This window comes from Corynebacterium qintianiae (assembly GCF_011038645.2).
GTDB lineage: Bacteria > Actinomycetota > Actinomycetes > Mycobacteriales > Mycobacteriaceae > Corynebacterium > Corynebacterium qintianiae.
The window spans coordinates 2,172,394-2,195,484 of sequence record NZ_CP064955.1 but is presented as its reverse complement, the minus strand read 5'-3'; the positions used below and the strand labels follow the sequence as shown (position 1 = coordinate 2,195,484).

The 23,091-nt window shown below is 66.3% G+C and carries 20 protein-coding genes; 3 read left to right on the top strand and 17 right to left on the bottom strand.

Annotation, left to right across the window (positions count from 1 at the left end):
• Nucleotides 1-23: 23 nt before the first annotated feature.
• From trxA to G7Y29_RS10595, 6 genes are all read right to left on the bottom strand, one after another.
• Complete coding sequence (gene trxA / locus G7Y29_RS10620) at nucleotides 24-347, bottom strand: thioredoxin (protein ID WP_165003150.1); 324 nt, start codon at nucleotides 345-347, stop codon at nucleotides 24-26.
• 5 nt (nucleotides 348-352) lie between these two features.
• A complete protein-coding gene (gene trxB, locus G7Y29_RS10615; protein WP_165003152.1) occupies nucleotides 353-1,366 on the bottom strand; it encodes a thioredoxin-disulfide reductase in 1,014 nt (337 codons plus the stop codon).
• 67 nt (nucleotides 1,367-1,433) lie between these two features.
• Nucleotides 1,434-1,997: a sigma-70 family RNA polymerase sigma factor gene (locus G7Y29_RS10610; RefSeq protein WP_165003154.1), complete on the bottom strand. Its 564-nt coding sequence runs from the start codon at nucleotides 1,995-1,997 to the stop codon at nucleotides 1,434-1,436.
• A 109-nt stretch (nucleotides 1,998-2,106) separates the two neighbouring features.
• A complete protein-coding gene (locus G7Y29_RS10605) occupies nucleotides 2,107-5,556 on the bottom strand; it encodes a murein biosynthesis integral membrane protein MurJ (protein ID WP_165003155.1) in 3,450 nt (1,149 codons plus the stop codon).
• Nucleotides 5,557-5,580: 24 nt separating this feature from the next.
• A complete protein-coding gene (locus G7Y29_RS10600) occupies nucleotides 5,581-8,118 on the bottom strand; it encodes a hypothetical protein (RefSeq protein ID WP_165003157.1) in 2,538 nt (845 codons plus the stop codon).
• Nucleotides 8,115-9,068 (bottom strand): NUDIX hydrolase, encoded by a 954-nt coding sequence (locus G7Y29_RS10595; protein WP_165003159.1) that lies wholly within the window; start codon nucleotides 9,066-9,068, stop codon nucleotides 8,115-8,117. Before G7Y29_RS10595 ends, G7Y29_RS10600 begins: the two co-directional genes overlap by 4 nt.
• Before the next feature lie 147 nt (nucleotides 9,069-9,215).
• On the opposite strand from G7Y29_RS10595, the gene G7Y29_RS10590 reads away from it, so the two are divergent.
• Nucleotides 9,216-10,637 carry a CCA tRNA nucleotidyltransferase gene (locus G7Y29_RS10590; RefSeq protein ID WP_249399854.1) on the top strand — a complete coding sequence of 474 codons (1,422 nt, stop codon included), beginning with the start codon at nucleotides 9,216-9,218 and terminating at the stop codon, nucleotides 10,635-10,637.
• Nucleotides 10,630-11,238, top strand: coding sequence for a YqgE/AlgH family protein (locus tag G7Y29_RS10585; protein WP_165003163.1), 609 nt, complete (start codon nucleotides 10,630-10,632; stop codon nucleotides 11,236-11,238). The genes G7Y29_RS10590 and G7Y29_RS10585 overlap by 8 nt, the downstream gene beginning before the upstream one ends.
• A 43-nt stretch (nucleotides 11,239-11,281) precedes the next feature.
• Here G7Y29_RS10585 and G7Y29_RS10580 read toward each other — a convergent pair whose 3' ends face one another.
• The 10 genes from G7Y29_RS10580 to G7Y29_RS10535 all read right to left on the bottom strand — a co-directional run bounded on the left by G7Y29_RS10580 (nucleotide 11,282) and on the right by G7Y29_RS10535 (nucleotide 20,496).
• The gene (locus tag G7Y29_RS10580; protein ID WP_165003165.1) at nucleotides 11,282-11,596 is read right to left on the bottom strand and encodes a hypothetical protein; all 315 of its coding nucleotides are present in this window, start codon (nucleotides 11,594-11,596) and stop codon (nucleotides 11,282-11,284) included.
• Nucleotides 11,597-11,609: 13 nt separating this feature from the next.
• A complete protein-coding gene (locus G7Y29_RS10575; protein WP_165003167.1) occupies nucleotides 11,610-12,578 on the bottom strand; it encodes a bile acid:sodium symporter family protein in 969 nt (322 codons plus the stop codon).
• A 42-nt stretch (nucleotides 12,579-12,620) separates the two neighbouring features.
• Nucleotides 12,621-12,995, bottom strand: coding sequence for a Rieske (2Fe-2S) protein (locus G7Y29_RS10570; RefSeq protein WP_165003169.1), 375 nt, complete (start codon nucleotides 12,993-12,995; stop codon nucleotides 12,621-12,623).
• A complete protein-coding gene (trpA, locus tag G7Y29_RS10565) occupies nucleotides 12,992-13,834 on the bottom strand; it encodes a tryptophan synthase subunit alpha (protein WP_165003171.1) in 843 nt (280 codons plus the stop codon). The genes G7Y29_RS10570 and trpA overlap by 4 nt, the downstream gene beginning before the upstream one ends.
• 2 nt (nucleotides 13,835-13,836) lie before the next feature.
• The gene (trpB, locus tag G7Y29_RS10560) at nucleotides 13,837-15,087 is read right to left on the bottom strand and encodes a tryptophan synthase subunit beta (RefSeq protein WP_165003173.1); all 1,251 of its coding nucleotides are present in this window, start codon (nucleotides 15,085-15,087) and stop codon (nucleotides 13,837-13,839) included.
• Nucleotides 15,088-15,097: 10 nt separating this feature from the next.
• Nucleotides 15,098-16,516, bottom strand: a complete 1,419-nt coding sequence (gene trpCF, locus G7Y29_RS10555) for a bifunctional indole-3-glycerol-phosphate synthase TrpC/phosphoribosylanthranilate isomerase TrpF (RefSeq protein WP_488153995.1) — start codon at nucleotides 16,514-16,516, stop codon at nucleotides 15,098-15,100.
• Nucleotides 16,503-17,528 carry an anthranilate phosphoribosyltransferase gene (gene trpD, locus G7Y29_RS10550; protein WP_165003177.1) on the bottom strand — a complete coding sequence of 342 codons (1,026 nt, stop codon included), beginning with the start codon at nucleotides 17,526-17,528 and terminating at the stop codon, nucleotides 16,503-16,505. The genes trpCF and trpD overlap by 14 nt, the downstream gene beginning before the upstream one ends.
• Nucleotides 17,529-17,530: 2 nt before the next feature.
• Complete coding sequence (locus G7Y29_RS10545; protein ID WP_165003179.1) at nucleotides 17,531-18,154, bottom strand: glutamine amidotransferase-related protein; 624 nt, start codon at nucleotides 18,152-18,154, stop codon at nucleotides 17,531-17,533.
• Complete coding sequence (locus tag G7Y29_RS10540; protein ID WP_165003181.1) at nucleotides 18,151-19,707, bottom strand: anthranilate synthase component 1; 1,557 nt, start codon at nucleotides 19,705-19,707, stop codon at nucleotides 18,151-18,153. Before G7Y29_RS10540 ends, G7Y29_RS10545 begins: the two co-directional genes overlap by 4 nt.
• 345 nt (nucleotides 19,708-20,052) lie before the next feature.
• A complete protein-coding gene (locus G7Y29_RS10535; RefSeq protein ID WP_249399761.1) occupies nucleotides 20,053-20,496 on the bottom strand; it encodes an SdpI family protein in 444 nt (147 codons plus the stop codon).
• 85 nt (nucleotides 20,497-20,581) lie between these two features.
• On the opposite strand from G7Y29_RS10535, the gene G7Y29_RS10530 reads away from it, so the two are divergent.
• Complete coding sequence (locus G7Y29_RS10530) at nucleotides 20,582-21,847, top strand: dicarboxylate/amino acid:cation symporter (protein ID WP_165003185.1); 1,266 nt, start codon at nucleotides 20,582-20,584, stop codon at nucleotides 21,845-21,847.
• Nucleotides 21,848-21,941: 94 nt separating this feature from the next.
• Here the strand turns inward: G7Y29_RS10530 and G7Y29_RS10525 are convergent, their stop codons facing one another.
• Entirely contained in the window at nucleotides 21,942-23,066 is a 1,125-nt protein-coding gene (locus tag G7Y29_RS10525) for an ABC transporter ATP-binding protein (RefSeq protein WP_165003187.1), read from the bottom strand.
• Nucleotides 23,067-23,091 lie beyond the last annotated feature (25 nt).

Here is a 23,091-nt window from a genome sequence, read left to right as displayed (position 1 = left end):
ACACAAAGAGAACTTTATATTACTCAGAGTTGCTGCTGAATCCGCGAAACGAGCTCGTCCTTCGGCTGCAGCCCGACGAGCGTGTCGACGGCCGCGCCGTCCTTGAAAATCATCACCGTCGGGATCGACATGACCTGGAACATCGCGCCGAGGGTGCGTTCGGCGTCGACGTCGACCTTGACCACCTTCACGGCCCCGCCCATCTCGTCCGCGATCTCGTCCAGGAGGGGGCTGAGCTTCTTGCAGGGGCCGCACCACTGGGCCCAGAAGTCCACTACCACCGGCATTTCGGCGTCCACAACCTCGGACTTGAAGGTTGCCTGCGTGACATCAATCGGTGCGTGCATACCCATTACTGTAGCCCCGCGAGGTAGTGCTCAGCGTCGATGGACGCGCGGCAACCGGAGCCGGCCGCGGTGATGGCCTGGCGGTAGTAGTTGTCCACCAGGTCGCCGCAGGCGAACACGCCCGGCACGTTCGTCTTGGTCGACGGCTGCTCCACCGCAACGTAACCGGCCTTGTCTGTCGCGACCTGGCCACCGAGGAAACCGGAGCGCGGGTCGTGTCCGATGGCGACGAACATCGCGGTGGCGTCGAGCACGGAGCTCTCCCCCGTCTGCACGTTCTTCACTTTCAGCCCGGCGACCTTGCCGCCGGCCTCGACAACCTCTTCGACGATGGTGTGGGTGACGAACTCGATCTTCTCGTTTGCCCGGGCGCGCTCCAGCATGATCTGGGAGGCGCGGAAGTTCTCGGAGCGGTGGATGATAGAGACCTTGGACCCGAAACGGGTGAGGAAGTTGGCCTCTTCCATCGCGGAGTCGCCGCCACCGACAACGGCGATGTGCTGGTCTTTGAAGAAGAACCCGTCGCAGGTGGCACAGGTGGACACACCGCGGCCGGTCAGCTCGGCCTCGCCGGGAATGCCGAGGTAGCGCGGGGCGGCGCCGGTGGCGAGGATGACGGCGCGGGCGCGGTACTCCGTCTCCCCCACGTAGACCTTCTTCACGTCGCCGCTGAGCTCGACGCGGTCGACCAGCTCCGGGGTGAGCTCGGCACCGAAGCGCTCGGCCTGGGCGCGCATCTCCATCATCAGGTCCGGGCCCATGATGCCGTTCTGGAACCCGGGGTAGTTTTCCACCTCGGTGGTGTTCATCAGCTCGCCGCCGAACTCGTAGCCCTCGAACACCAGGGGCTTCAGCTCAGCGCGTGCTGCGTAGAGGGCGGCGGTGTAGCCGGCGGGTCCGGAACCGATCACGATGAGGTCGCGCACCTCATTCGCCGCGGTGTCAATGGAAGCGGCCTTGGCGGTCTCATCGGGCTCGTTGGTGGTGGGCACAACAAAGTTGAAGCCTGGATTGGTCATGGCGGTGCATCTCTCCCGAAGTTCTCTAGTATCTCCGGGCCAGTGTACTGCCCGCCCGGCCCTTCGCTTAGACGGCCCGCGCGCCGGTGTCGCCCACCGCCTTCGCCACCGCGTCGCGCGCGCGGGAACGGCGCGACTTCACCGTTCCGGGTTTCACACCCATCTCGCGGGCGGCCCGCTCGACGGTGAGTCCCGCGACGTCGATAAGCAACAGGGCCGTGCGCTGCGCGGCGGGCAGCGCCTCAATGGCCTGGCGCAGCACGATCGCGCGGTCCACTCCGGCCGTCGGGTCGTGAGAAAGCAGCGGGTTGACGTCGGCGGAGACGCGCTCGGTGTCATCGATGCTCACATCCCGCAAGCGCTTGCGCGTGGCGGCGACGTGGTCAAAACCCGTGTTCATGACAAGGCGGTGCAGCCACGTCGAGAGCGCCGCCTCCGAACGGTAGGTGTGCATGCTTCTCGACGCCTTGAACAACGCCTCCTGCAAGATGTCCTGCGTGTCCTGCTCGTTTCTGGCGTAGCGCCGCGCGATGTAGGCCAGCCGCGGTTTGTGCCTGCGCACAATTTGCGCGAACGCGTGCGGATCCCCCGCCTTGTATGCCTCCACCAGCTGCTGGTCTGTCCGCTCCATGTCACGTCCCCCGATGTGATCCCCCGAATGCTCCTGCGCTGCCTAGTCTGCCGGAGCCGGGGCGGCGCCACGCGAGGGCGGCGCACAATTGAGTGACACCGCTCGGTGGCTAGAAGAACGTTTTGCCGATGAGCGCGATCTCGCGCAGCTCCACCGGCCCGTCTGCCGGGGCGCCCGCCTTGTTGGGGAAGTACACCACCACGCCGCGCAGCCGGCCATCGTGGTCGACGTCGATGGAGTTTTGACCGAGCTGGAACTTGCCGCTGGCGAGCTCGGGCAGGTCGGAGAGCTCTTGCTCGCCGGCCGCCGATTCGGGGATGCCGTACACCTGGTAGTCGGCACCCGTGGTCGGGGCGGTGACGATGACCTGGTTGAGCAGGAAAGACACACCCGGGTTCGTGGTGGCCGTTAACCCGGAGCCGGGCGTCCCGCTCCACGTTGTGGTGGTGTCACCGTCGAACGCGAGCTGGGCGGGCGCCGCCGTGGCACCGCCCCACAAGCTGGCGTTGAGGTTCCCGATGACTACCTCCACCCCGGTGGGTTCTGCCGTCGCGGTCGTCCGCGCCGTGGTGGTCGGCTGCGCGATCGGAGCGTTGGGGGTGTCGCCGCCGAGGGTACGTACGAGGTACGCCGTCAGGGCTGCGATGAGCATGACCGCCGAAATGGCGAGCAGCAAGATGAACAGCAGCGAGATGGGACGGTAGTCCCGGCGCCCGAAACCGCCGCTGAGCTCCGCCGGTTCGACGTGGGGTTCGGGTGCGGGTTCGACGGTCGGCTCGTGGAAAAGATCCTCTCCGTAACCATCGTCGCCTGTGCCCCGCTCCGTGCCGGTGTCGCTGTCGCCGTCCGCGGCGTTCGCCCGGCTGAGTTTTTCCAAAGTGCCGGCGAGAGCGCGGAAGTCATCGGGCCCGGTAGTGGGGGCGTCGGCAAGCGCGCGCGCCTCGGCGGTGACCTCCTCGAGCCCGGACGAGCTGACATCGGCGGAGAGCAGCTCCAGTGCGGCGGCGAGGGCTCCGGCGTCGTCCTCGGGGGAGGCGTCGGGAAGCACGGCGGGGAACGCGAGGCGGACCACGCCGTCGGAGGAGACGCGCAGGCGGTTGCGGTTGTCCAGCCCGAGCGGCACACCGGCTTCGTGGGCGGCGCCCAGCGCGCTGGCGAGCGGAGCCAGGGCGTGGGCGACGGCTTCGGTGTGCAGCGTGCGGCCCGCTTCGGCGACAGCCTTGACGCTGGAGCCGGGAACCCAGTCGGCCACCACGAGCGCACCTGAGCGGTACGACAGGATCTGGATGTTGTCCGCCACCGCGGGGTGGGCGAGGCCGGCCAGCTTGCGGGTGCGGCGCACCACGCCAGCGGCGTTGATCGCGGCTTCGCGCGGTGTCGGCGGCGCCATCGGCGCTGTCCCGGAGGTGTCGACGAATGTGAGCGCGACGGTCTTACCCGTGGACAGCTCGCGGGCCTGCCAGAATCGGGTGGACTGGGATGAGCCGTGGTCGCGGATCAGGCGGAAGCGGCCGTCGGAAACGGCGGCGCCCGGCACAAGGCGCGGGCCGCGCACCACGCCGGCCGACATGGGAGGCGGCACGGGCGAGGCGTTGAAGGAATCGGCGGCCAGGAACTGGGTGGACACGTCGCGCGGGTCGACCTCACCCACCTCGAGGGCCTTGTCCTCGTCGGGACGGATGAAGCGGCCCAGGCCGGGCACGCGGGTCAGGGCGCGGCCGAGGTTCTGCACCTCGGGCAGGCCGGAGCGTGACAGCACCAGACCGGTGATAATGAGGAAGAGGAGGCCCTGCAGGGCGATTTCGATGATGTAACCGATCGAGGCGAAACCGGCGAGCCCGAGACCGGTGCTGAGTAAGAGTGGCACGTCCAGGCCCAGCCCGTTCTTCAGCAGCAGCTTGACGGCGAGCACGGCGGCGATGCCGGCGACGGCCGAGCCGAGCGCCCACGCGGAGGTGCGCAGTACGGAGACCGTCTCCAGCGTGCCCAGCTTCCGCCGCAACAGGAAGGCGCCGATGACGGCTCCAGCGATGAAGCCGAAACCGTTTGCGGCGGCGAGCAGGATGACCACCATGGACGTATCGACTGCGACCAGCGGTGCGATCATGGAGAGCACGACCTTGGCAGCGGTGATGCCGGCGATGATGAACGTCGGTGTCCACGCCTCCTCGCGGGCGTAGAACACGCGCAGGTGGAGCATGACCAGCGCGTAGGGAATCAGCGTGAAGGCGGAGAAGCTGATCGCGAGTCCGAGAATGCGCGCGTGCTCGACATCGAAGTTGCCGTAGGCGAACAGGCCGTGGCCGATGTCCGGGCCGAGCGCGGTCATGAACACGATGATCGGGATCAGGGCGATGAAGGTCAGCTTGGTCGCCAGCGTCAGGTCACGCACCACGGCACGGTCATCCCCGTCGGCCGCGTTGCGTGACAGGCGCGGCATGATGGCGGTCAGAAGCGTCACGCCGATGACGCCGTAAGGCACCTGCAGAAGCATCCAGTGCTGCTGGTAGATGATCGGCGCGGAGCTGTCGGAGACGGAGGCGATGCGGGTGGTGACAATGTACCCGACCTGGCTGATGGCGACGTAGGCGATGATCGCAAGCGCCATCCCGCCGAACGATTTCAGGCGGGCGTCGATACCCCACAGCGGGCGCAGATCGATGCCGAGTTTGCGTAACGCGGGCAGCATGATGGCGCATTGCGCCACCACTCCGAGGGTCGTGCCGATGCCGAGTAGCAGGACGTGGGGATTGCTTGTCGACGCTGGCGTGGCCGGGTTAAGCACCCCCGGCACAGCCATGTAGAGCGCCAGCACCACGATGGACACCACGTTGTTGGCTACCGGTGCCCACGCCCCGGGCCGGAAGTGCTCTTTCGTGTTCAGGATGGCCATGAACAGAGCGAACATGCCGTAGAAGAAGATCTGCGGCAGTAGCAGGTAGGCGAAGGCGGTGGACTGCACCACGTTGACCTCGCCGTCTTCGTCCAGCATCATCCGAGTCAGCAGCGGAGCCGTCGCCACCGCGAGGACGGTGACTACGACGAGCAGGGTGAACGTGAGGGTGAACAGGCGGCGGATAAACGCCGCGCCCCTGTCCGGGTCCTCTTTCTCCGCACGCACGAGCACCGGCACGACGAGGGCGGTGAGTACTGAGCCCAGCACGATCTCCGTGATGAGGTTGGGAAGAGTGTTCGCCGTGTTGAAGGCGGAGGCGACGGGGGCTCCGAGCGCGGCGCCGATGAGCACGGTGCGGATGAACCCGGTGATGCGCGACAGCAGGGTGGCCACGGCCATGGAGCCGGTGGAGCGCACGACGTCGGAGTTGGATGTGGCGGTGCCCTCCCCGGCGGCGGCCGACTCCACCGGTTCAGGTGCCCGCGGGATGTCGAGGGCCTCACCCGAGGGGCTGATGGTCAACGCGGAACGGTCCCGGTCCCGCTCCTCCTCCACCGGGGCGGGCGGGGTCTCGCGCAGAACCGGCACGGGGGCCGGCGGTGCCGGGGTGACGATGCGCCGGCGCAGCCCAGCCTGCTGCTGGTTCGGGTTCTGCTGAGTCACGGGGTTTCTCCTGTTCGGGTGTTGCTACGGCCTGCTGCGGTGCGGTGGTGAGTCGGGGGGCGGGCTCTGGCGGCGCCTCCTGCCCACCGTGAACAGGAGCATCAGGGCGAGGAACACGGCGAGCGCGGCGAGGATCACCCAGCCGCGCAGCGCGGCGCCCGAGGTGCGCACGGTGATGTCGGCGGGTTCGGAAATTTGCCCGCCCTGCGGCGTCGCGAGGAACAGGCGCAGGTCGGTGCCGCCCGGCTCCTCGGGGAGGTCGGCGGTCATCGATATGGTGATCGAGCCGTAAGCGGGGATGCGCAACGTGGGTGGCACGTTGAGCTTTGCGCCTTCCGGCCCGTGATAGCGGATTGTGGTGTCCACCGGCAGGGGCAATCCGTTGCGCGCAACGATGACTAGGGGCGAGGCCGGCGACGTGCGCGTGTAGACGTTGCCGGGAGGAATCAGCGCGATGGCTGAGCGAAGCGCGTTGAGGGTGTCGCGGCTACCGGCCAGCCGCTGGCGCGTGGCCTCCTCGGCGAGGGGGTAGTAGGTGTACGCGCGCCTGCCGCTCACGGTCAGAGCCGTGAGGAGGTCGCGGCGCAGTGGCAGCGTGAACCCGTAGCGCGACAGCGCGATGGCGGGGTCCGCCACCAAGAGTCCGGAGAGATCGTTGATGAAGCGGGACTGCTGGCTCGCGGTGAGGATTTCGGTGTCGCTAAAGATCGTCGGGTCGCTGTGGGGGCTGCCCACCGCATCGGCGGCGGGGACCGCGGTGCCGTCGGGTACGGCCAGGTACTCCCCCAGGGACATGGGCCGCGCCGCTCCCGTGGCCATGACGTCGCGGACCGCCGCCATGATGTCGCCCGCGCTGGACGCGTCCCACGTCGCGGGCGGGTTGAGCAAAATCGGCGCGGGCTCCTGCCGAGCGGGTGCCCTTTCCGGAGCCGGGGATGCCGGCGGGTAGGTCCACGCCGACTGCGCTGCGAGGTGGACGGCGCTGGCGGCGTTGACGGAGCGGGCTTTGGGCGAGTCGCGTGTGTAGTCGTAGCGCGGCTCCTCGGCGGAGTAGCCCGTGGTTTCGGGGTGCTCGCCCACCGTGGCCAGCACCGTGGCCAGGGAGTCCTGGTACTCCACGGCCATGACCCCGGGGGCGGCCCAGGAGAAGCGGTGCTCCTCGGGGTGGGTGACGGTGCCGGAGGCGACGAGTACCTGCACCGGGCGCGCCGGTTCGGGGGCCGCGGAGTCGGCGATAGATGGCACATCGCCGCGGTCGAGCGCGGTCGCGTTTCCGGGGTCCGCCGGGCCCGACCTGTGCGTGGGCCCGGTGCCCTGGGCGCGCTCCCAGGAACCCTGCATCCCCTCGTCGTCGATGGTGGACCGGGAGTGGTCGGCCCAGCCCAGCGCCGCGGGGACACCGGGCACCACGTACCCCGCGCCCGGGACCACGGTGTTGGTGAGGCTCTCCGTCTCCAGGATTTCCTTGAGGGTCGCGGGGCCGCGTTCAACGGCTTCGCGCATGAGCCATACGTCGCCGGTGCGCGCGACCGCATTGAGGTCAGTGTTGGCCCACGGCAGCGCCACGACGCACTGGGTGGCGGCAAGCGCAGTGACGCGGTCCAGCCACGCTTGGGCGTCCGCTGCGCCGCGGCCGGGCTCCCCCGAAGCATTGTCCTTGGCGCCGCCCCAGGAGTCGCGCAGGCGCCGTGGCGGCTCAACCAGGTCGGGACGCTCGTCAGCGACCGTGTACCCGCCGGCCATCCGGTCGACGGTTTGAATGAGGGCCGGGTCCAGAGCGAGACAGGTGGATTCGGCGACGGCGGGCTGGGAGGTGGCGTCGGCGTAGACGTCGATAAGCGAGCTCAAACGCCCGCCCGGCGCGAGCTGTTCCGCGAGCCCCTCACTGGCGAGGATGAGCGGAGGCTCACCGGGGGCGATACCGGTCTCACCCGGAACGATGTCGACGGGGGCGGTAACGGGGAACAGCGCGGTCATGCCGGCAGGCTGCGCGTTGTCGGGCGTGCCGCGGATGGAGATGTGGAAGCGCTCAGTGTCGAGAAGCGCTCCGTTGACCGCGCTGAGCACGAACATGATGGGATACGTTGAGATACCGGGCAGCGGCAGCGCGTCCTCGGTGATCGTCAGCTCCAGCTCGGTGCTCTCGCCGGGCTCGAGCCGCGTATCGACGCCCACCTCGCTGCCCACGACCTGGTACTCGAGAGGGTTCGCCACCGCGGCGACCCGCTGGTCCATCACAGACCCCGTTGCCGGTCCGCGCCGTGGAGTCACGGTGAGTCCCTGGAGGGGCTCATCCGAGGTGTTGGTCACCAGCAGGGCCACTCTCAGGGGGTCATGGGCGCCCAGCACGGCCGGGGAGCTTTGCAGTCTAACCTGGGCCGTCTCCCCCTCCCCGGGGCGGACGGCGGGGTTGACCCATTGATCGGCGACAGCGGGGTTGTCGGGGTGAAGGGGAATGGGCTGTGCCTGGGCCTGCGCTTGTGTCTGCTGCGCCTCCGCCATCGGTGTCGCGGCGGCGGCGAGGAGCAGCGCGGCCGTGCCGGCGGCGAGAGGGCGCCTCATCGCGGTGTCGCCCTTCCGGCGTCGGCTTCCTTTCTTGCCAGGTCAGGCATGCGGTCGTAGGCGATGCGGGCGAGCTTGCGCTCGTCGGCGTAGGCCAGGTGCTCGATGAGTTCGCTCATGGGCACCCACGTCACCTCCGTGACCTCGGGGTCCTCGTCGTTGAGGATGCCGTCGACGTACCGCAGGAGGTTGTGGTGCACCGTCTTGTGGATGCGTACGCCGTCGGAGACGAACCAGTAGTCGATCACCCCGAGCTCCTCGAACGCCTCGCCTCGGATGCCGGTTTCCTCCCACACCTCGCGCTGGGCGGTGGACCACTGGTGTTCACCCTCCTCAACGTGGCCCTTCGGCATGGACCACAAGAGGCGACCGCGGCGGTCGAGACGTCCGATGAGCGCGACGTAGATGCGCGACATGTCCACGCTGCCGTCCGCACCGACGGCCTCCGCCATGCCGGAGACGACGAGGCCGCCCGCGGAGGTCTCGTCCCGCGTCTCAATGGCGGTGTTCGCGTACTGGGAATGGCGCTGGTTCTGGCGGTAGCGGCTGGTGTTCTGCCGCTGGTTCCGCCCGCGCCCCGAGCCGCGGCCGCGACCGGAGCCGCTCTTCCTCGGGGTTTTGTCACCTGGCTCGTCGCCATTACCCGCGTCACGGGAGCGCTGGGAGGTTTGGGGGTTCTGGGATTTTTGCGACTGCTGCGACTGCTGCGATTGCTGCGATTGGTGTGACCCCTTGCCCCGGCCACGGCGCCTGCGTCCCGGGCGGTTGCCTCCCCCGTCCTTGGGCTCCTTCTCACCCTGGCCGTTGCCGCTAGATTCGGCCGCGCCCGAGGCAGGCCGAGACCCGCGCCGGCGCCTCTTGCGCGGGCGTGAGCCGTTGTCGCCCCCACCGCCGGCACGGCCGCCCTCAGTCGGGCCCGGGCCCGGCGTGGGGCGGGAGTTGTCAGTCATCCGCCTTATCGTATCTGCCTGCGCGGCGTTTTCGGTATTTATAGGTGCGTGTGCGCGCCGGGTATCGTTGGCGGGGTGACAACGCCTGAGACCTACCCCCAGCTTTTCGATCTCCCCTCCCCCGACGACCCTCACGCCGCCGCTGCGTTGCTGGCGCGGGCTCAAGGGGCCGTCGATAAGCTCTCTGGGCTGCTCGAGCCGCTGGCGACGCTGTTCCACGAGCGCGGCGAGTCGCTCTACCTTGTCGGCGGGCCCGTGCGTGACGCGATGCTGGGCCGGCTGGGCAACGACCTCGACTTCACCACCTCCGCGCGCCCGGAGGTCATTGCCGGGATTCTCGGCGAGTGGGGCGAGAAGACCTGGGACACGGGCATCGAGTTCGGCACCGTCTCGGCCGTCAAGCAGGGCCAGCAGATCGAGATCACCACGTTTCGGTCCGATCTCTACGACGGGGTGACGCGCAACCCCGAGGTCACGTTCGGTGACACCCTCGAGGGTGACCTCGTGCGCCGCGACTTCGCCTGCAACGCGATGGCCATCGAGCTCTCGCTTGTCAGCGGGCGCATGTCCCCGGCCTTCCACGATCCCGTCGGCGGCCTCGACGACGTGCTCCGCCAGCGGCTGGACACCCCTCAGGCACCCGAGGTGTCGTTCCGCGACGATCCGCTGCGCATGCTCCGCGCTGCCCGGTTTGTCTCCCAGCTCGGTTTTTCCGTGGCGGACCGGGTATTCGGGGCCATGCGCGACATGGCCGGCGAGATCGACCGCATTACCGTCGAGCGCGTCCAGGCCGAGCTGGACAAGCTCATGTTGGGCGCGCGCCCGTGGGAGGGCATGGACCTGCTGGTGGACACTGGCATCGCTGGGCACATCCTGCCGGAGGTCCCCGCGCTGCAGCTGGAGACTGACGAGCACATGCAGCACAAGGATGTCTACCGCCACTCCCTTACCGTGCTGCGCCAGGCGACCGAACTCGAGGATGGGGGCCCCGACCTGGAGTTACGCTGGGCGGCGCTGATGCACGACATCGGCAAACCCGCCACCCGCGCCGTCAAGGAGGGTGGCGGGGTGTCCTTCCACCACCACGAGGTTGTCGGCGCGAAGATGGCCCGTAAGCGGATGCGCGCCTTGAAGTACCCGAAGCACGTCGTCGAGGACGTCGGTCAGCTCGTCTACCTGCACATGCGTTTCCACGGTTTCGGCGAGGGCCAGTGGACGGACTCAGCTGTGCGCCGCTACGTTACCGATGCGGGTGAGCTCTTGCCGCGTCTGCACAAGCTGGTACGCGCGGACTCCACTACGCGCAACGCGAAGAAGGCCAAGCGCCTCCAGCGCACCTACGACCACCTCGAGGAACGCATCGAGGAGCTCGCTGCGAAGGAGGATCTCGCGCGCGTGCGGCCGGATCTGGACGGCAACGAGATCATGTCCATCCTGGGGCTCTCCCCCGGACCCGACGTGGGTAGGGCGTGGAGCTTCATGAAGGAGTTGCGCTTAGAGCGCGGTTCCCTCGAGCGCGAGGAGGCCATTGCCGAGCTCAAGCGATGGTGGGAGCAGGAAAATGCCTGAATTCTTCTACGCTGACCGCCTATTCAACGGCCTCGAGCGCTCCGACCCGGCCCCCGGCATGCTGCTCGTGGCAGCGCCGGGCATGATCTCGCCCGAGTTTGCCCGCACTGTCGTTCTCATCATCGACCACAGCGCGGGTTCCACCCTCGGAGTCATCCTCAACCGACGAAGCGAGGTGGCCGTGCACAACGTGCTGCCCGAGTGGGTGGATATGGTCGCGCAGCCGCAGGCGCTGTATCTGGGCGGTCCCGTGGGCTCGCAATCGGCGGTCGGGGTCGCTGTGACCCGCAACGGAGTGGTCATCGAAGACCACGCGGTACTCACCCGCCTGGCGAACCGGCTCGCGCAGGTGGATTTGCGCTGCTCACCCGATGAGCTGGGCGAGCTTGTCGACGCCCTCCGGTTGTTCGCGGGGTACGCCGAGTGGGCGCCGGGCCAGCTGCACGACGAGATTGCCCGCGGCGACTGGTTCGTCGCTCCAGCCCTGCCGTCCGACGTTATCGCCCCGGCGGCCGCCGACTTGTGGGGGGACGTGCTGCGTCGCCAAGCGATGCCGCTGCCGCTGTTCGCCACATTCCCTGAGAACCTGGAAGACAACTGAGTTCTCTGGGTTGCTCGCGGCTGTGGCTGCTGAAGCTGGTTCCCTAGGCGCCCGGCAAGCCGAGCTTGTGGAGGGCTTCCTGCCACAACCCCTCAAATTCGTCCCGGGAAATCCGCGTGGCGGTGATGCCGTCGAACTGGCCGTAGGAGTCCGGGTGCGGCACGGTCCCCATCGGTGTGTTAGCCCGGCCGACCACGCGACCCTCCGCGTAGATGCCCGTGATGGTCTCCGCCGGGTCGAGTTCGATCATGCGGAGCATCGTGCACTCAACTTCCGTGACGTCCTCGAGCTCGGCGATGTTGAGCAGTTCTCCGCCGAGGTCCGGTTCCGCGTAATGGATGCGGACGTAATGTTTCACGTGAAACGTCTCCTTAAGTGGTTGCTGGGGCCTTGTGAGCGTAGCGCGCCGCCAGGGTTGAGCAGATCATGAGCTGAATCATGTGGTAGATCATGAGCGGGACGATGAGGATGCCCAGGGCCGCTCCCCCGAAGATGACCGACGCCATCGGCAGGCCGGCGGCGAGGGACTTCTGGGTGCCGCACATCTGGATGGCCACCGTGTCCTCGTAGCCGAACCCGAGGGCCCGCGGAACAGCGCGCGTGAGCCACAGCATGGCCAAGACGAGGACGAAGGAGAAGACAATGAGGAACACGATTTCCCAGACCGACACCTCTTCCCACACCCCGGCGACCATGCCTTTGGAAAACGCGGCGTAGACAACCATCCAGATAGAGACGCGGTCGACCTGCTTGGTCGCCTTGTTCGCGGCGAACTCTCGCACTTTGGGCAGGAAGTTGCGGGTGAGCTGGCCGAGGGCGAACGGGAGGAGCAGCTGCAAAGCAATGTTGATGAACACGCGGCCGTCGACCTTAATGCCGCCTCCCGCGCCCATGAGCAGCATCACAAGCAGAGGTGTGGCGAGGACGCCGACGAGGCTAGATACGCTTGCTGCCACGACGGCACCGGAGATGTTGCCTTTCGCAATGCCTGTGAGCGCCACGGAAGACTGCACCGTTGAGGGCACCAGCATGGCGTAGAGGATCCCCTGGTACATCGGGGCGCTGATGAACATGGTCGACGGCTGCAGGGCAACACCGATCAGCGGGTATACGATGAACGTGAACGCGAGAATAGTCAGGTGGAGCTTCCAGTTCGCCAGACCCCGCAGGGCCTCCTCGGTGGATAGGCGCGCGCCGTAAAGAAAGAACAGGAGCGCGATGGCGAGCTTGGTTGAGATGTCGAAGGCGCCGGCAAAGGTTCCGCTCGCCGGAATGAGGACAGCAAGTAGCGCTGCCGCGAGGATGCCCTGGATGAGGGGATCTTTGAGAAATGAGAACATGGGGCACAGTCTACGAAGACCGTGCCCCACAAGCGGACTTAATTACGCTTGGGCGTCCTCGGCAACGAGACGGTCGCCCTCTTCCAACAGTTGAACCTCGCGGAGGCCGCGGACCGCAGGCCCGGACACGACAGAACCGTCGTTGATGTTGAAGGTAGAACCGTGCGCCGTGCAACGCACGGTGTCGCCCTGGGCGACGGTGATCTTCTTGAACTCGTGAGGGCAGGTGGCGGAGTACGCCACGTAGTGGCCGGCGGTTGGCTGGGCGATGATGAACTTGTCCAGGATCACCGAACCGCCGACGGGCACGGCAGTCTTGGCCACGTCTTCGGTGGGTTCTTGACCGCACGCGGCGAGGAACGCGCCAGCGAAACTGGTTGCGGTACCGAGGAGAAATAGGCGGCGGGAGCAGGTCATGATGCGATAGTAGCCTGCTTCATAGCTGACACGAAGGATGTCAGCTCCTGCTTCAGCGCCTCCGTGTCGCGGACCCGCCCCGGATTGGGGTGCTCGCCCTCGGTATGGGCGTCGATAATGCGGGTGATGGCCGATCCCGAGATGGCCCCGGCTGCGCCCGCGTCGATAGCCGCGCGGACATGCTCGGGCGAAGAGATGCCGAAACCGAGCAGAACGGGTGCCCCGCCGTAGCTGTTGACGTTCTCAACCACCTCGCGCAACCCCTCCACGGAGGACTCGCGTTCGGTACCGGTCACACCGTCGCGCGAGATGGCGTAAATGTATCCCTTCGAGTGGGCGGCGACACCCGCCAAGGTTTCGGCGGACGCTTTCGCGGGCGCGATATAGATCGGATCGATTCCTGCCTCCAAGGCGGCGGTATCGAACGGCCGGCCTTCGCGCACCGGGACGTCGGGAAGCAGAATGCTGTCTGCACCGGCCTCGGCAAACTCGCGGTAGAAACGATCCACCCCACGGACGTAGGCCACGTTGGCGTAAATCAACATGCCGATGGGAAGGTCCGGGTAGCGGGAGCGGATCTCACGGACCACGTCGAGGGCCTTGCGTACGGTGGAGCCCCCGTCGAGGGCGCGAACGTGCGCTTTCTGGATCGCGGGGCCGTCGGCCACCGGGTCGGAGAAGGGCACCCCGAGCTCGAGGGCGTCGGCGCCAGCCTCGACCGCGGCGGAGATAATTTCGATCGAGTCCTCCACGCTTGGATCATTGAGCATGATGAAGGGCACGAACGCTCCCTCGTTCTTCTCTTTCAGCGCGGCAAACGCGGTGTCGTAGCGGGTCATGGTTACTGCTCCCTTGCGTTGTCGATGAGGAACTCGGGGTGCTCGTCCAGGTTCTTGCGCACGTGGGCGACGTCCTTGTCCCCGCGCCCCGAGAGCGAGACCAGAATAGTAAGCGGCTCGCCCTCCGCCGGCGCTTCCGCGGCGCGCTGCAGCGCGTAGGCGAAGGCGTGCGAAGACTCAAGCGCGGGGATAATGCCTTCGTACCTGCTCAGCATCTGGAATGCTTTGAGCGCATCGCCGTCGGTGACGGGGACGTACTGGGCGCGGCCGGATGCGGCCAGGTGCGCGTGCTCGGGGCCGACGGCCGGGTAATCCAAACCGGCGGAGATGGAATAGGACTCTTCGACCTGGCCGTCTTCGTCGCGCATGAGGTAGGACTTCGTGCCGTGGAGAATACCCACCGTTCCGGCCGCGATGGCCGCGCCGTGTCTGCCCACGCCGTACCCTTCGCCGCCGGGTTCGGCGCCGACGAGCTCGACTCCCTCATCGTCGATGAAGTCCGCGAACATGCCGATGGCGTTGGAACCGCCTCCGACGCACGCGACCACGACGTCGGGTAGTTTGCCAATGCGATCCAGTATCTGCGCCCGTGCCTCCGTGGAGATGATGCGGTGGAACTCTTTGACCATCTTCGGAAACGGGTGCGGGCCAGCGGCGGTGCCCAGGAGGTAGTGGGAGTCGTGGAACGTGGCGGTCCAGTCGCGCAGCGCCTCGTTTACCGCGTCCTTGAGGGTGCCTGATCCGGAGTTCACTCCCACGACCTCGGCGCCCATGAGCCGCATGCGGTACACGTTGGGTTCTTGGCGGGCCATGTCCTCCACGCCCATGTAGACGACGCAATCGAGGCCCAGCAGTGCGCATGCTAGCGCAGTGGCGGTGCCGTGTTGGCCGGCACCGGTTTCGGCAATGATGCGCCTCTTACCCATCTTTTTCGCCAGGAGCGCTTGGCCTATCACCTGGTTGGTCTTGTGAGCTCCGCCATGGACGAGGTCCTCGCGTTTCATGAAGATGCGTGCGTTTGCGCCGCCAAGTGGCAGGTTACGGCATTCGGTGAGCGGGGTTGGGCGACCGAGGTAGTCGCGAAGCAGTGCGCGGTATTCGGTCATGAATTCTTCGTCGTTGAAGGCGGTGACGAACGCCCGCTCCAGCTCGTCGAGAGCGGGGAGCAGTGATTCGGGGACGAACTGCCCGCCGAACTCGCCGTAGTAAGCGGGCAGGATAGTGCGCCCGCCGTCCTTGAATATCTCAGCCATAGTCAGTTCCTTAGAAGTGGAAATTTCGGATAGTCGTGAACGTGCGTCTTAAGGCCGCGGAGTCCTTGCGGCCGGCCCACTCCCCCGCGTCTGCCGGGTATTCGACTCCCGAGTTGAGGTCGACACCAAGGCAGCCCACCCGCAGGGCGTCCGCCACATTTTGGGGGCCTATGCCGCCAGCAAGCAGAGCGTGATCTTTCACGTCCTCCGGCACCTCGTTCCAGTCAAAAGGCGCGCCGGATCCGCCGTCTTGGGCGTCGAGCACGAGCTTGTCGGCGCTCCCGAGGAGAGCGGTGGACAGTTGAGCACCCTCCGGCCGGGTCATGGACACCGCACGCCAGACCTCGACCCCGTCGCCTACCTGGGAGCGAACGCTGTCCATTAGGTCGATTTCTGCGTCAATGGAGCCCTGGAAAGGGGCGTGGACCTGTACGGCGTGAACACCGTCTTGAAGCAGTTCGGCCCACCCGTTAGTCCTTCGCGAGACGGCGACGTACTTCAGGTGCGGCTCGTGGGAGATAATTTCCGCCGATGTTTCACGTGAAACATTGCGCGGGGACGGGCTCTCATAGATAAGGCCGCCGTAGACGGCACCCGCAGCGCGCGCTGCCTGCACCGCAGACAACGAAGTGAGCCCGCACACCTTGTTCGGTCCGTAGACCAGCATGCGTGCAGCAAGGTCCACGTCCGGCTGGCCGGTGAGATGGGAGCCGACAAGGAATCCGTCGGAGTGGCTGCCGAGACGACGAACCGTCGCGACATCGCGCACCCCGGATTCGGAGACGATAAGCGCTCCCTCCGGAGCGAGGGGTGCGAGCCGAGCGGAGCGCTCGAGGTCGATGGAAAGGTCATGCAGGTTACGGTGGTTCACTCCGAAGATCCGCGCGCCAAGGCGAGCGGCGCGCCCCGCTTCCTCCTCATCGATTACTTCCGTCAGGACGTCCAGTCCCAGGTGCTCCGCGAGCGTGGAGAGCCGCGTGTAGGAGGCGTCGTCAAGCACGCTCAGCATGAGCAGGATGGCGTCGGCCCCGAAGTAGCGCGCCGCGTACACCTGAATTTCGTCGACGATAAAGTCTTTGCACAGCACCGGAAGATGGGTTAATGAGGCGACGGTAGCGAGGTGGTCGTAGTCTCCCCCGAACTTGTCCGGTTCACACAGCACCGAGATGCCCGCGGCGTACCGGGAGTAGATTGAGGCGAGCTCGCCCGGCTCGTAGTGCTCGCGGATCGTGCCGAGTGAGGGCGAGGAGGATTTGCATTCCATGATGAATTGCGTTCCTCCGCGGGCGAGCGAATTGTATAGCGAGCGTTCTGAGCGCGGCAAGGTAGCGAGATCCACGCCCGTCAGACGGGCCTTAATTTCGTCAAGGTGACGAAAACGGCCCTGGACTATCCCCTCAAGAACCGTAGGTAATTTAGTCACTGTAATCGGCCTCCTCGTGGTTGCGTAGCCACGTTTCGACGGTACGGTCGCTCAGCAACCCTTGGGCGTGGTCGACACCCTCGCGGATCGAGTCTGCTTTGCCGTAGAGGTAGAACATCGCGCCGGCGGTCGCCGCGACGGCGTCGCGGTGCGCATCCGGCCCCTCCCCCGCGAAAGTCGCGCGCATGTGGCGGGCGTTCTCCTCACCGTCGCCGCCGCGCAGGTCTTCGAGCGAGTGCGTGTGCACACCGAGGTCGTCCGGTGTGACGGTGTAGTTCGTGATCTCGCCATCGCGCAGCTCCCACACCGTGGTCTCTCCATGCACGGCGATCTCGTCGGTGCCAGCACCGTGCACCACCAGGGCTCGTGACCTGCCCAGTTCTTTCATGGTCTCCACCACAATAGGCCCCATAGATGGTCGGGCGATTCCCATTATTTGGAACTCCGGGCGTGCCGGGCTCAAGAGCGGCCCCATCGTGTTGAAGAGAGTGGGCACGCCGAGCGCCTTGCGCACCGGCTGCACGTGCGCGATCGCGGGGTTGTAGGCCGGGGCGAAAAGGAACGTAAAGTTAGCCGCCTCGAATTGGCGCACCGCCCGCTCGGGATTGAGGTCCAGCGGGATGTTCAGCGCCTCGAGGACGTCGGCCGAACCGGATTTCGAAGACACCGAGCGGTTGCCGCACTTGATCATCTTCACACCTCCCGCCGCCGCGGTGAGCGATGCGGCAGTGGAGATGTTGATGGTGTTCGCACCGTCGCCACCTGTGCCCGCGGAGTCCATGATCCCCTCTCCGGTGACGGGGAATGGGCGACCGGCGGCGAGGAAAGCGCGCGCGGCACCGGCGACGTCCGCGAAGGTCTCACCGCGGGTGCGCACAGTGGCCAGCAGCGCGGCAATGTGGACGTCGTCGTAGTCGCCGATGGTCAGCGGGGTGAATGCCTCGACGGCTTCCTCGAGCGTGGGTGCGGGGTTGTCCAGGAAGCGTTTCAGTATATTCAGGGATTTGTCGCTCGCCATGGTTAGCGTCCTTTCATCAGTTCGGCCACGCAGCGCTCGATGATGAGCGGGCCCGCGGGGGTGAGGATGGATTCGGGGTGAAACTGCAGGCCAATCGACTTATAGTCGTCGCTGCGCGCGGCCATGACCACGCGGCCCAGCTGTGTGTCCGTGCGTGCGAGCGAGTGCATGCCGACCGGCATGTCCACGGTGCCGAGCGAGTGGTAGCGTGCGACGGGGACTCTGGGGACTCTGTGGCCGTCGGCGCCAGGCGAGTCGTCAGTGGTCAGACCGCTGAAGAGCCCGCTGTTGATCCCTGCCGGTTCGAGTTCCATGCTTATCGACGCCCCGTGCACCGGGCCGCACGGCTGTACCCGCCCACCGAAGTGCTCGACCAGTGCCTGGAAGCCGAGGCAGATACCGAGAACCGGGATGCGGCCCTGGGCGGCGTCGATAAGCTCCATCATGCTGCCGGCATCCGCGGGATATCCCGGGCCGGGTGAGAGCACGATGAGGTCGGGCTCGGCGTCGAGCACCCGGCTCGCCGGAACCGTGTTGCGGTAGACGGTGGCGTCGAAGTCGCGCAGAGCGTCGACGAGGTTGTAAACGAAGGAATCCTGGTTGTCTAGGAGAACTATGCCGCTCATGCGATGACCTCCAGCTGGGCTCCAGCAGCGAGCGCGATGGCGTGGAGGACCGCATACGCCTTGTGCAGCGTTTCGTCGGCTTCCGCCTGCGGGTTCGAGTCGCGAACAACCCCGGCCCCGGCTTGTACCGCGGCCATGCCGCCCGTCACGTAGGCGCTGCGGATCACGATGCAGTTGTCCATGTCCCCGGTGCCGGAAAGGTAGCCGATCGCCCCGCCGTACGACCCGCGGCGCGTGCCCTCGAGCTCGCGGAGCAGCTGGGTGGCGCGGATTTTTGGCGCGCCCGTCAGCGTGCCCATGTTCATGCAGGCACGGTACGCGTCGAGCGCGTCGAGGTCCGGGGCCAGGGTGGCCGTGACCCGGGAGACGAGGTGCATGACCCGCGAGTAGCGGTCGACCTGCAGCAGGTCGGCGACGCGGCGGGTGCCGGGTACGGCGACGCGCGCCATATCGTTGCGCGCGAGGTCCACAAGCATTGTGTGCTCGGAGACTTCCTTGGCGTCGGTGCGCAGCTGCAGCTCCATGCGGGTGTCCAGCTCGTGGTTGACGCTGCCGTCGGGGTTGAGCCCACGCGGCCGCGTGCCAGCGATCGGGTACAGCTGCACTTCGCGGGTGGCTGCGCTGAACTTCAGGTTGGACTCAGGGGAGGCGCCAAAGAGTTCGTACGGTGCGCCGTCACGGCCCACGCCGCGCACATAGAACATGTACGGTGACGGGTTGGTCTCGCGCAGCCGCTGGTAGGCCGCGAACGCGTCCACGCACGCGGTGGTGAAGGTGCGCGCTGGCACGACCTGATAAATGTCCCCGTTGTAGATGTCGCCTTTGAGTTTGTCCACGTCGGCACGGAACTGTTCGTCGGTGATGTCGGCGGTCACGGTGAGTGTCGTACTCGGGTGCTCGGCGGGCTCGTAGGCATGCGTGTCGTCGGGGTCGGCGGAACCGATGCGTTCCACCAGGTCGTCAAGCTCGGGTTCGGTGCCGTCGAAGCTTATCCCGGTGAGGTACGCGGTGCGCGACTGGTGGTCGATGCGCAGCAGCGTCTCCGCCAGCACGAACTGGTAGTCGGGGTACCCGTTCGCGGATTCACCCACGGCGGGGAGGTCTTCGAATGTGGCAAGGTAGTCGAAAGCCATGCCGCCGGCTAGGAAGGGGAAATCTCCCTCCTGGTACCCCGCACGCGTTGTCAGGGCACGCAGCACCTCGACACTGGAGACGGCGGTGAGGCGCTCCCGCTCGTCGGCGGCATCGGACGAGGGGAACTCGTAGGTGTTCTCCCCCACCCGGTACTGCTCCAGCTGTTCGCTCAGCCGCCGGGCGACGACCTCACCCGAGGCAGTCAGTGGCACGGCTTGCACGCGGGAGCCATTGCAGGTGACGCGTATCGACGCCCCCAGCACCGCCACGGATTGGAGACCCGACTTCGTGGTAATGTCCGCGGACTCGAGAAGGACGGCATCTACCGCTTTTGTCCCGCCCAGGTGGGCGAATAAGTTGGAGGCGTTGGAGTGGTACTTCACGTCCACGCGTCTGACCTCGGGTGGGGGGTTGCTCATCAGTTCATCCTTGGTTTGTGTTCTCTGCACCGAGGGTACTGGTAGCAAAAGACCCGCGGTGCCTGGTTTGTCCAAGCTGGCGGGCCATGGGGAGATTCAACGCCGGTGGCACGCCGCTTACGCGCGCCACCACCACTGGGTCAAGGAGCTCGTTGAAGTCACATCGAAAAGCGTAGTTTAATGGGTGGGATAGCGCAACCGTTCTGTGGGAAGTTCCGGGTCGGGCGCGTCTGCGAATACATCATCCGCCCGATGTCACAGTCAAGCTTTCCTGGATTGTGACCACCTGGGAAAACGCGTCGGACATTTCCTTCGCTGTGACATCTCTCCACCCCACAGAAATTTCTAGATGCCCCGTTGGCCGTCCGTTTTTGAGGCGGCGTTGCGCAGCGCGTCGAGGTTGACCTGGGGTGCCGGAGCGGTCTGAGCGGGCTGGTTGTTTGCTTCGTCACGGGCGGCGTCGATAAGCGAGGCGGCGCGGGCCCCGAAGTTCCCCGCGACGGAGAGCGCGACCACGGCGATGATGAACGCGATGACGGGTGCGACCCACAGCCAACCGCTCGCGATAAAGGCGAACGCCGCGCCGAAGGCGAGTGCGACGCCGGCGAAGACGACGAAGGGCCCGGCGACCTTGTGCGCCTGGTCCCAGATCGACTTGTCTTTGCGCACCGCCGCGATACGCAGGCCGAAGACAGAATTGCCGGGCAGCTTGCCTGCGGTTGCCATGCCCCCGGCGGTGAGGAGCACGAGCGCGAGGACGATGTAGAGGATGCCGACGAGCAGATTCATGGTCTCAAGCATAAACGTCGCCCGTGACCTCGTGAGCGGGGGTGTCAGTTGTCCGGGGCATATGGTATCGGTCACAATACAAGCTATGAAATCCAAAATCCTCAGCTCGCTGCTGTTCTGGATCGTCGTCGCGATCGTCCTGGGCATCGTCTGCAGCCTCTTCTTCCCTGAATGGTTGGCCCGGGTTTTCGTCACCTTCAACGGCCTGTTCTCGAACTTCCTCGGTTTCTTCGTGCCGGTCCTCATCTTCGCGCTCATCGCGCCTGCTATCGCAGGGCTGGGCAAGGGTGCGGGCAAGTGGCTCGGCGTGACTGCCGGCATCGCGTATGCCTCCACGATCATCTCGGGCCTCATCGCCTGGGGCACCGCGTCCGCGCTCTACCCCTCCCTGCTCGGCGACCGCACACTGAACACCGACGTCGCCGACCCCGAAGCCGGCGGGCTGTCGCCGTTCTTCGAAGTGGAGATGCCGGCACCCTTCGCCGTCATGTCCGCGCTGCTGCTCGCCTTCGTCATCGGCATCGCGATGACCGCCGTGAAGTCAGACAACATGTACCGCGTACTCGACGAGCTGCAGAACGTGATCCTGAAGGTGGTCACCTCCTTCGTCATCCCGCTGCTGCCGATCTACATCTTCGGCACCTTCCTCAACCTGGGAATGAACGACAACTTCGGCTCCACCATGGCCGCGTTCGGCACCGTGCTGTTGCTCTCCGTGGTAATGACCCTTGTGATCATCCTCTTGCTCTACGTCGTCGCTGGCATCATCGCCGGCCGCAACCCGATCACCGCGCTGGGCAACATGCTGCCCGCCTACTTCACCGCGCTCGGCACCTCGTCCTCCGCCGCGACCATCCCCGTCACCTACGCATCGACACTGAAGAACAAGGTTGACGAGAACGTGGCGGGCTTCGTGGTCCCGCTGTGTGCGACTATCCACCTGTCCGGTTCGATGATGAAGATCACCCTTTACGCCCTGGCGATCGTCTACATGGGCCACATGGATGTCTCCGCGGGCCAGATTTTGGGCTTCCTGCTGTTGCTCGGCATCATGATGGTGGCCGCTCCGGGCGTTCCCGGCGGCGCGATCATGGCGGCCGTTGGCCTACTGCAGTCCAACCTCGGTTTCGACGAGTCCGCGATCTCGCTCATGATCGCCGCGTACATCGTCGTCGACTCCTTCGGCACCGCGGCGAACGTCACGGGCGACGGTGCGATCGCACTGATCGTCAACCGCTTCGCCGCTGGCCGCATCCAGGGTTACCAGCTCGAAGATGAGACGCGCGAGCTTGACGACGCCTCCCCCAGCACCCCCACCTCTCGAGTAGAGAGCGGCTCCACCCGCGCGTAGTCGCGCTACAACTTGGCAATACGAAAACCCCGCCCTCCGCTTTTGGCAGAGTGGCGGGGTTTAACGATGGGTCATGTTTCACGTGAAACATGGGCTAAATGCGCTCACCCGTCGACGCGCTGAACGCATGCAGGCCACCCGGTGCGATGCGGGCGTGGACGACATCTCGCTCGCGGACGTCGGTGCGCGGGGGCGTGCGCAACACGATAGAGCCCGTCTCACCCGCGGGGCTGTTCTCTTCAACCCAACCGCCCCCTGCGAGGTGGCCGTAGAGGTAGGAATCCGAGCCGAGCTCCTCGACAAAATCAATCACTACCGGAATGGTGTTCTCCGCGTCTTCGCCGACAAGCTCGAGCCCTTCCGGGCGGAAGCCGAGGACGACCTGGTTGTTGTCCGCTGGGGTGATGGCGCTCAAGAGGGCGTCGTCAAGCGGAATGCTCGCGGCTCCTGCGCGGGCGGTGCGCGACGCGGCGTCCACGGTGAATGTGCCGATGTTCATCGCCGGCGAGCCGATGAAGCCGGCGACGAATACGTTGCGCGGGGTGTCGTACAGCTCGCGCGGGGTGCCCACTTGCTGCAGCACCCCGAAGTTGAGTACGGCGATGCGGTCGCCCATGGTGAGCGCCTCGGTCTGGTCGTGGGTGACGTAGAGGGTGGTCACACCCATGCGGCGCTGGAGGCTGGCGATCTGCGTGCGGGTTTGCACGCGCAGTTTGGCGTCGAGGTTGGACAGGGGCTCATCCATGAGGAAGACCTGCGGCTCGCGGACGATGGCGCGGCCCATGGCCACGCGCTGGCGCTGGCCACCGGACAACGCCTTCGGTTTACGGTCGAGGTAGTCGGTGAGGTCCAGGGTGCGAGCGGCTTCCTCAACGCGCTCGCTGATTTGAGCTTTGTCCATCCCGGCGAGCTTGAGGGCGAAACCCATGTTCTCGCGCACGGACATGTGCGGATAGAGAGCGTAGTTCTGGAACACCATGGCGATGTCTCGCTCCCTTGGTTCCAGGGTGGTGACATCCTTGTCCCCGATCAGGATCCGGCCACCGTTGGTCTCTTCCAACCCAGCAAGCATGCGCAGGGCGGTTGACTTGCCGGAGCCGGACGGCCCGACGAGGACGAGGAACTCCCCGTCCGCGATGTCCAGGCTTAGAGCGTCAACCGACGGGGTGTCTGCCCCCGGGTAGACGCGGGTTGCGTTGTCAAAGGTGACGGTAGCCATGAGTTCTCCTCCATCGGCAGGTACG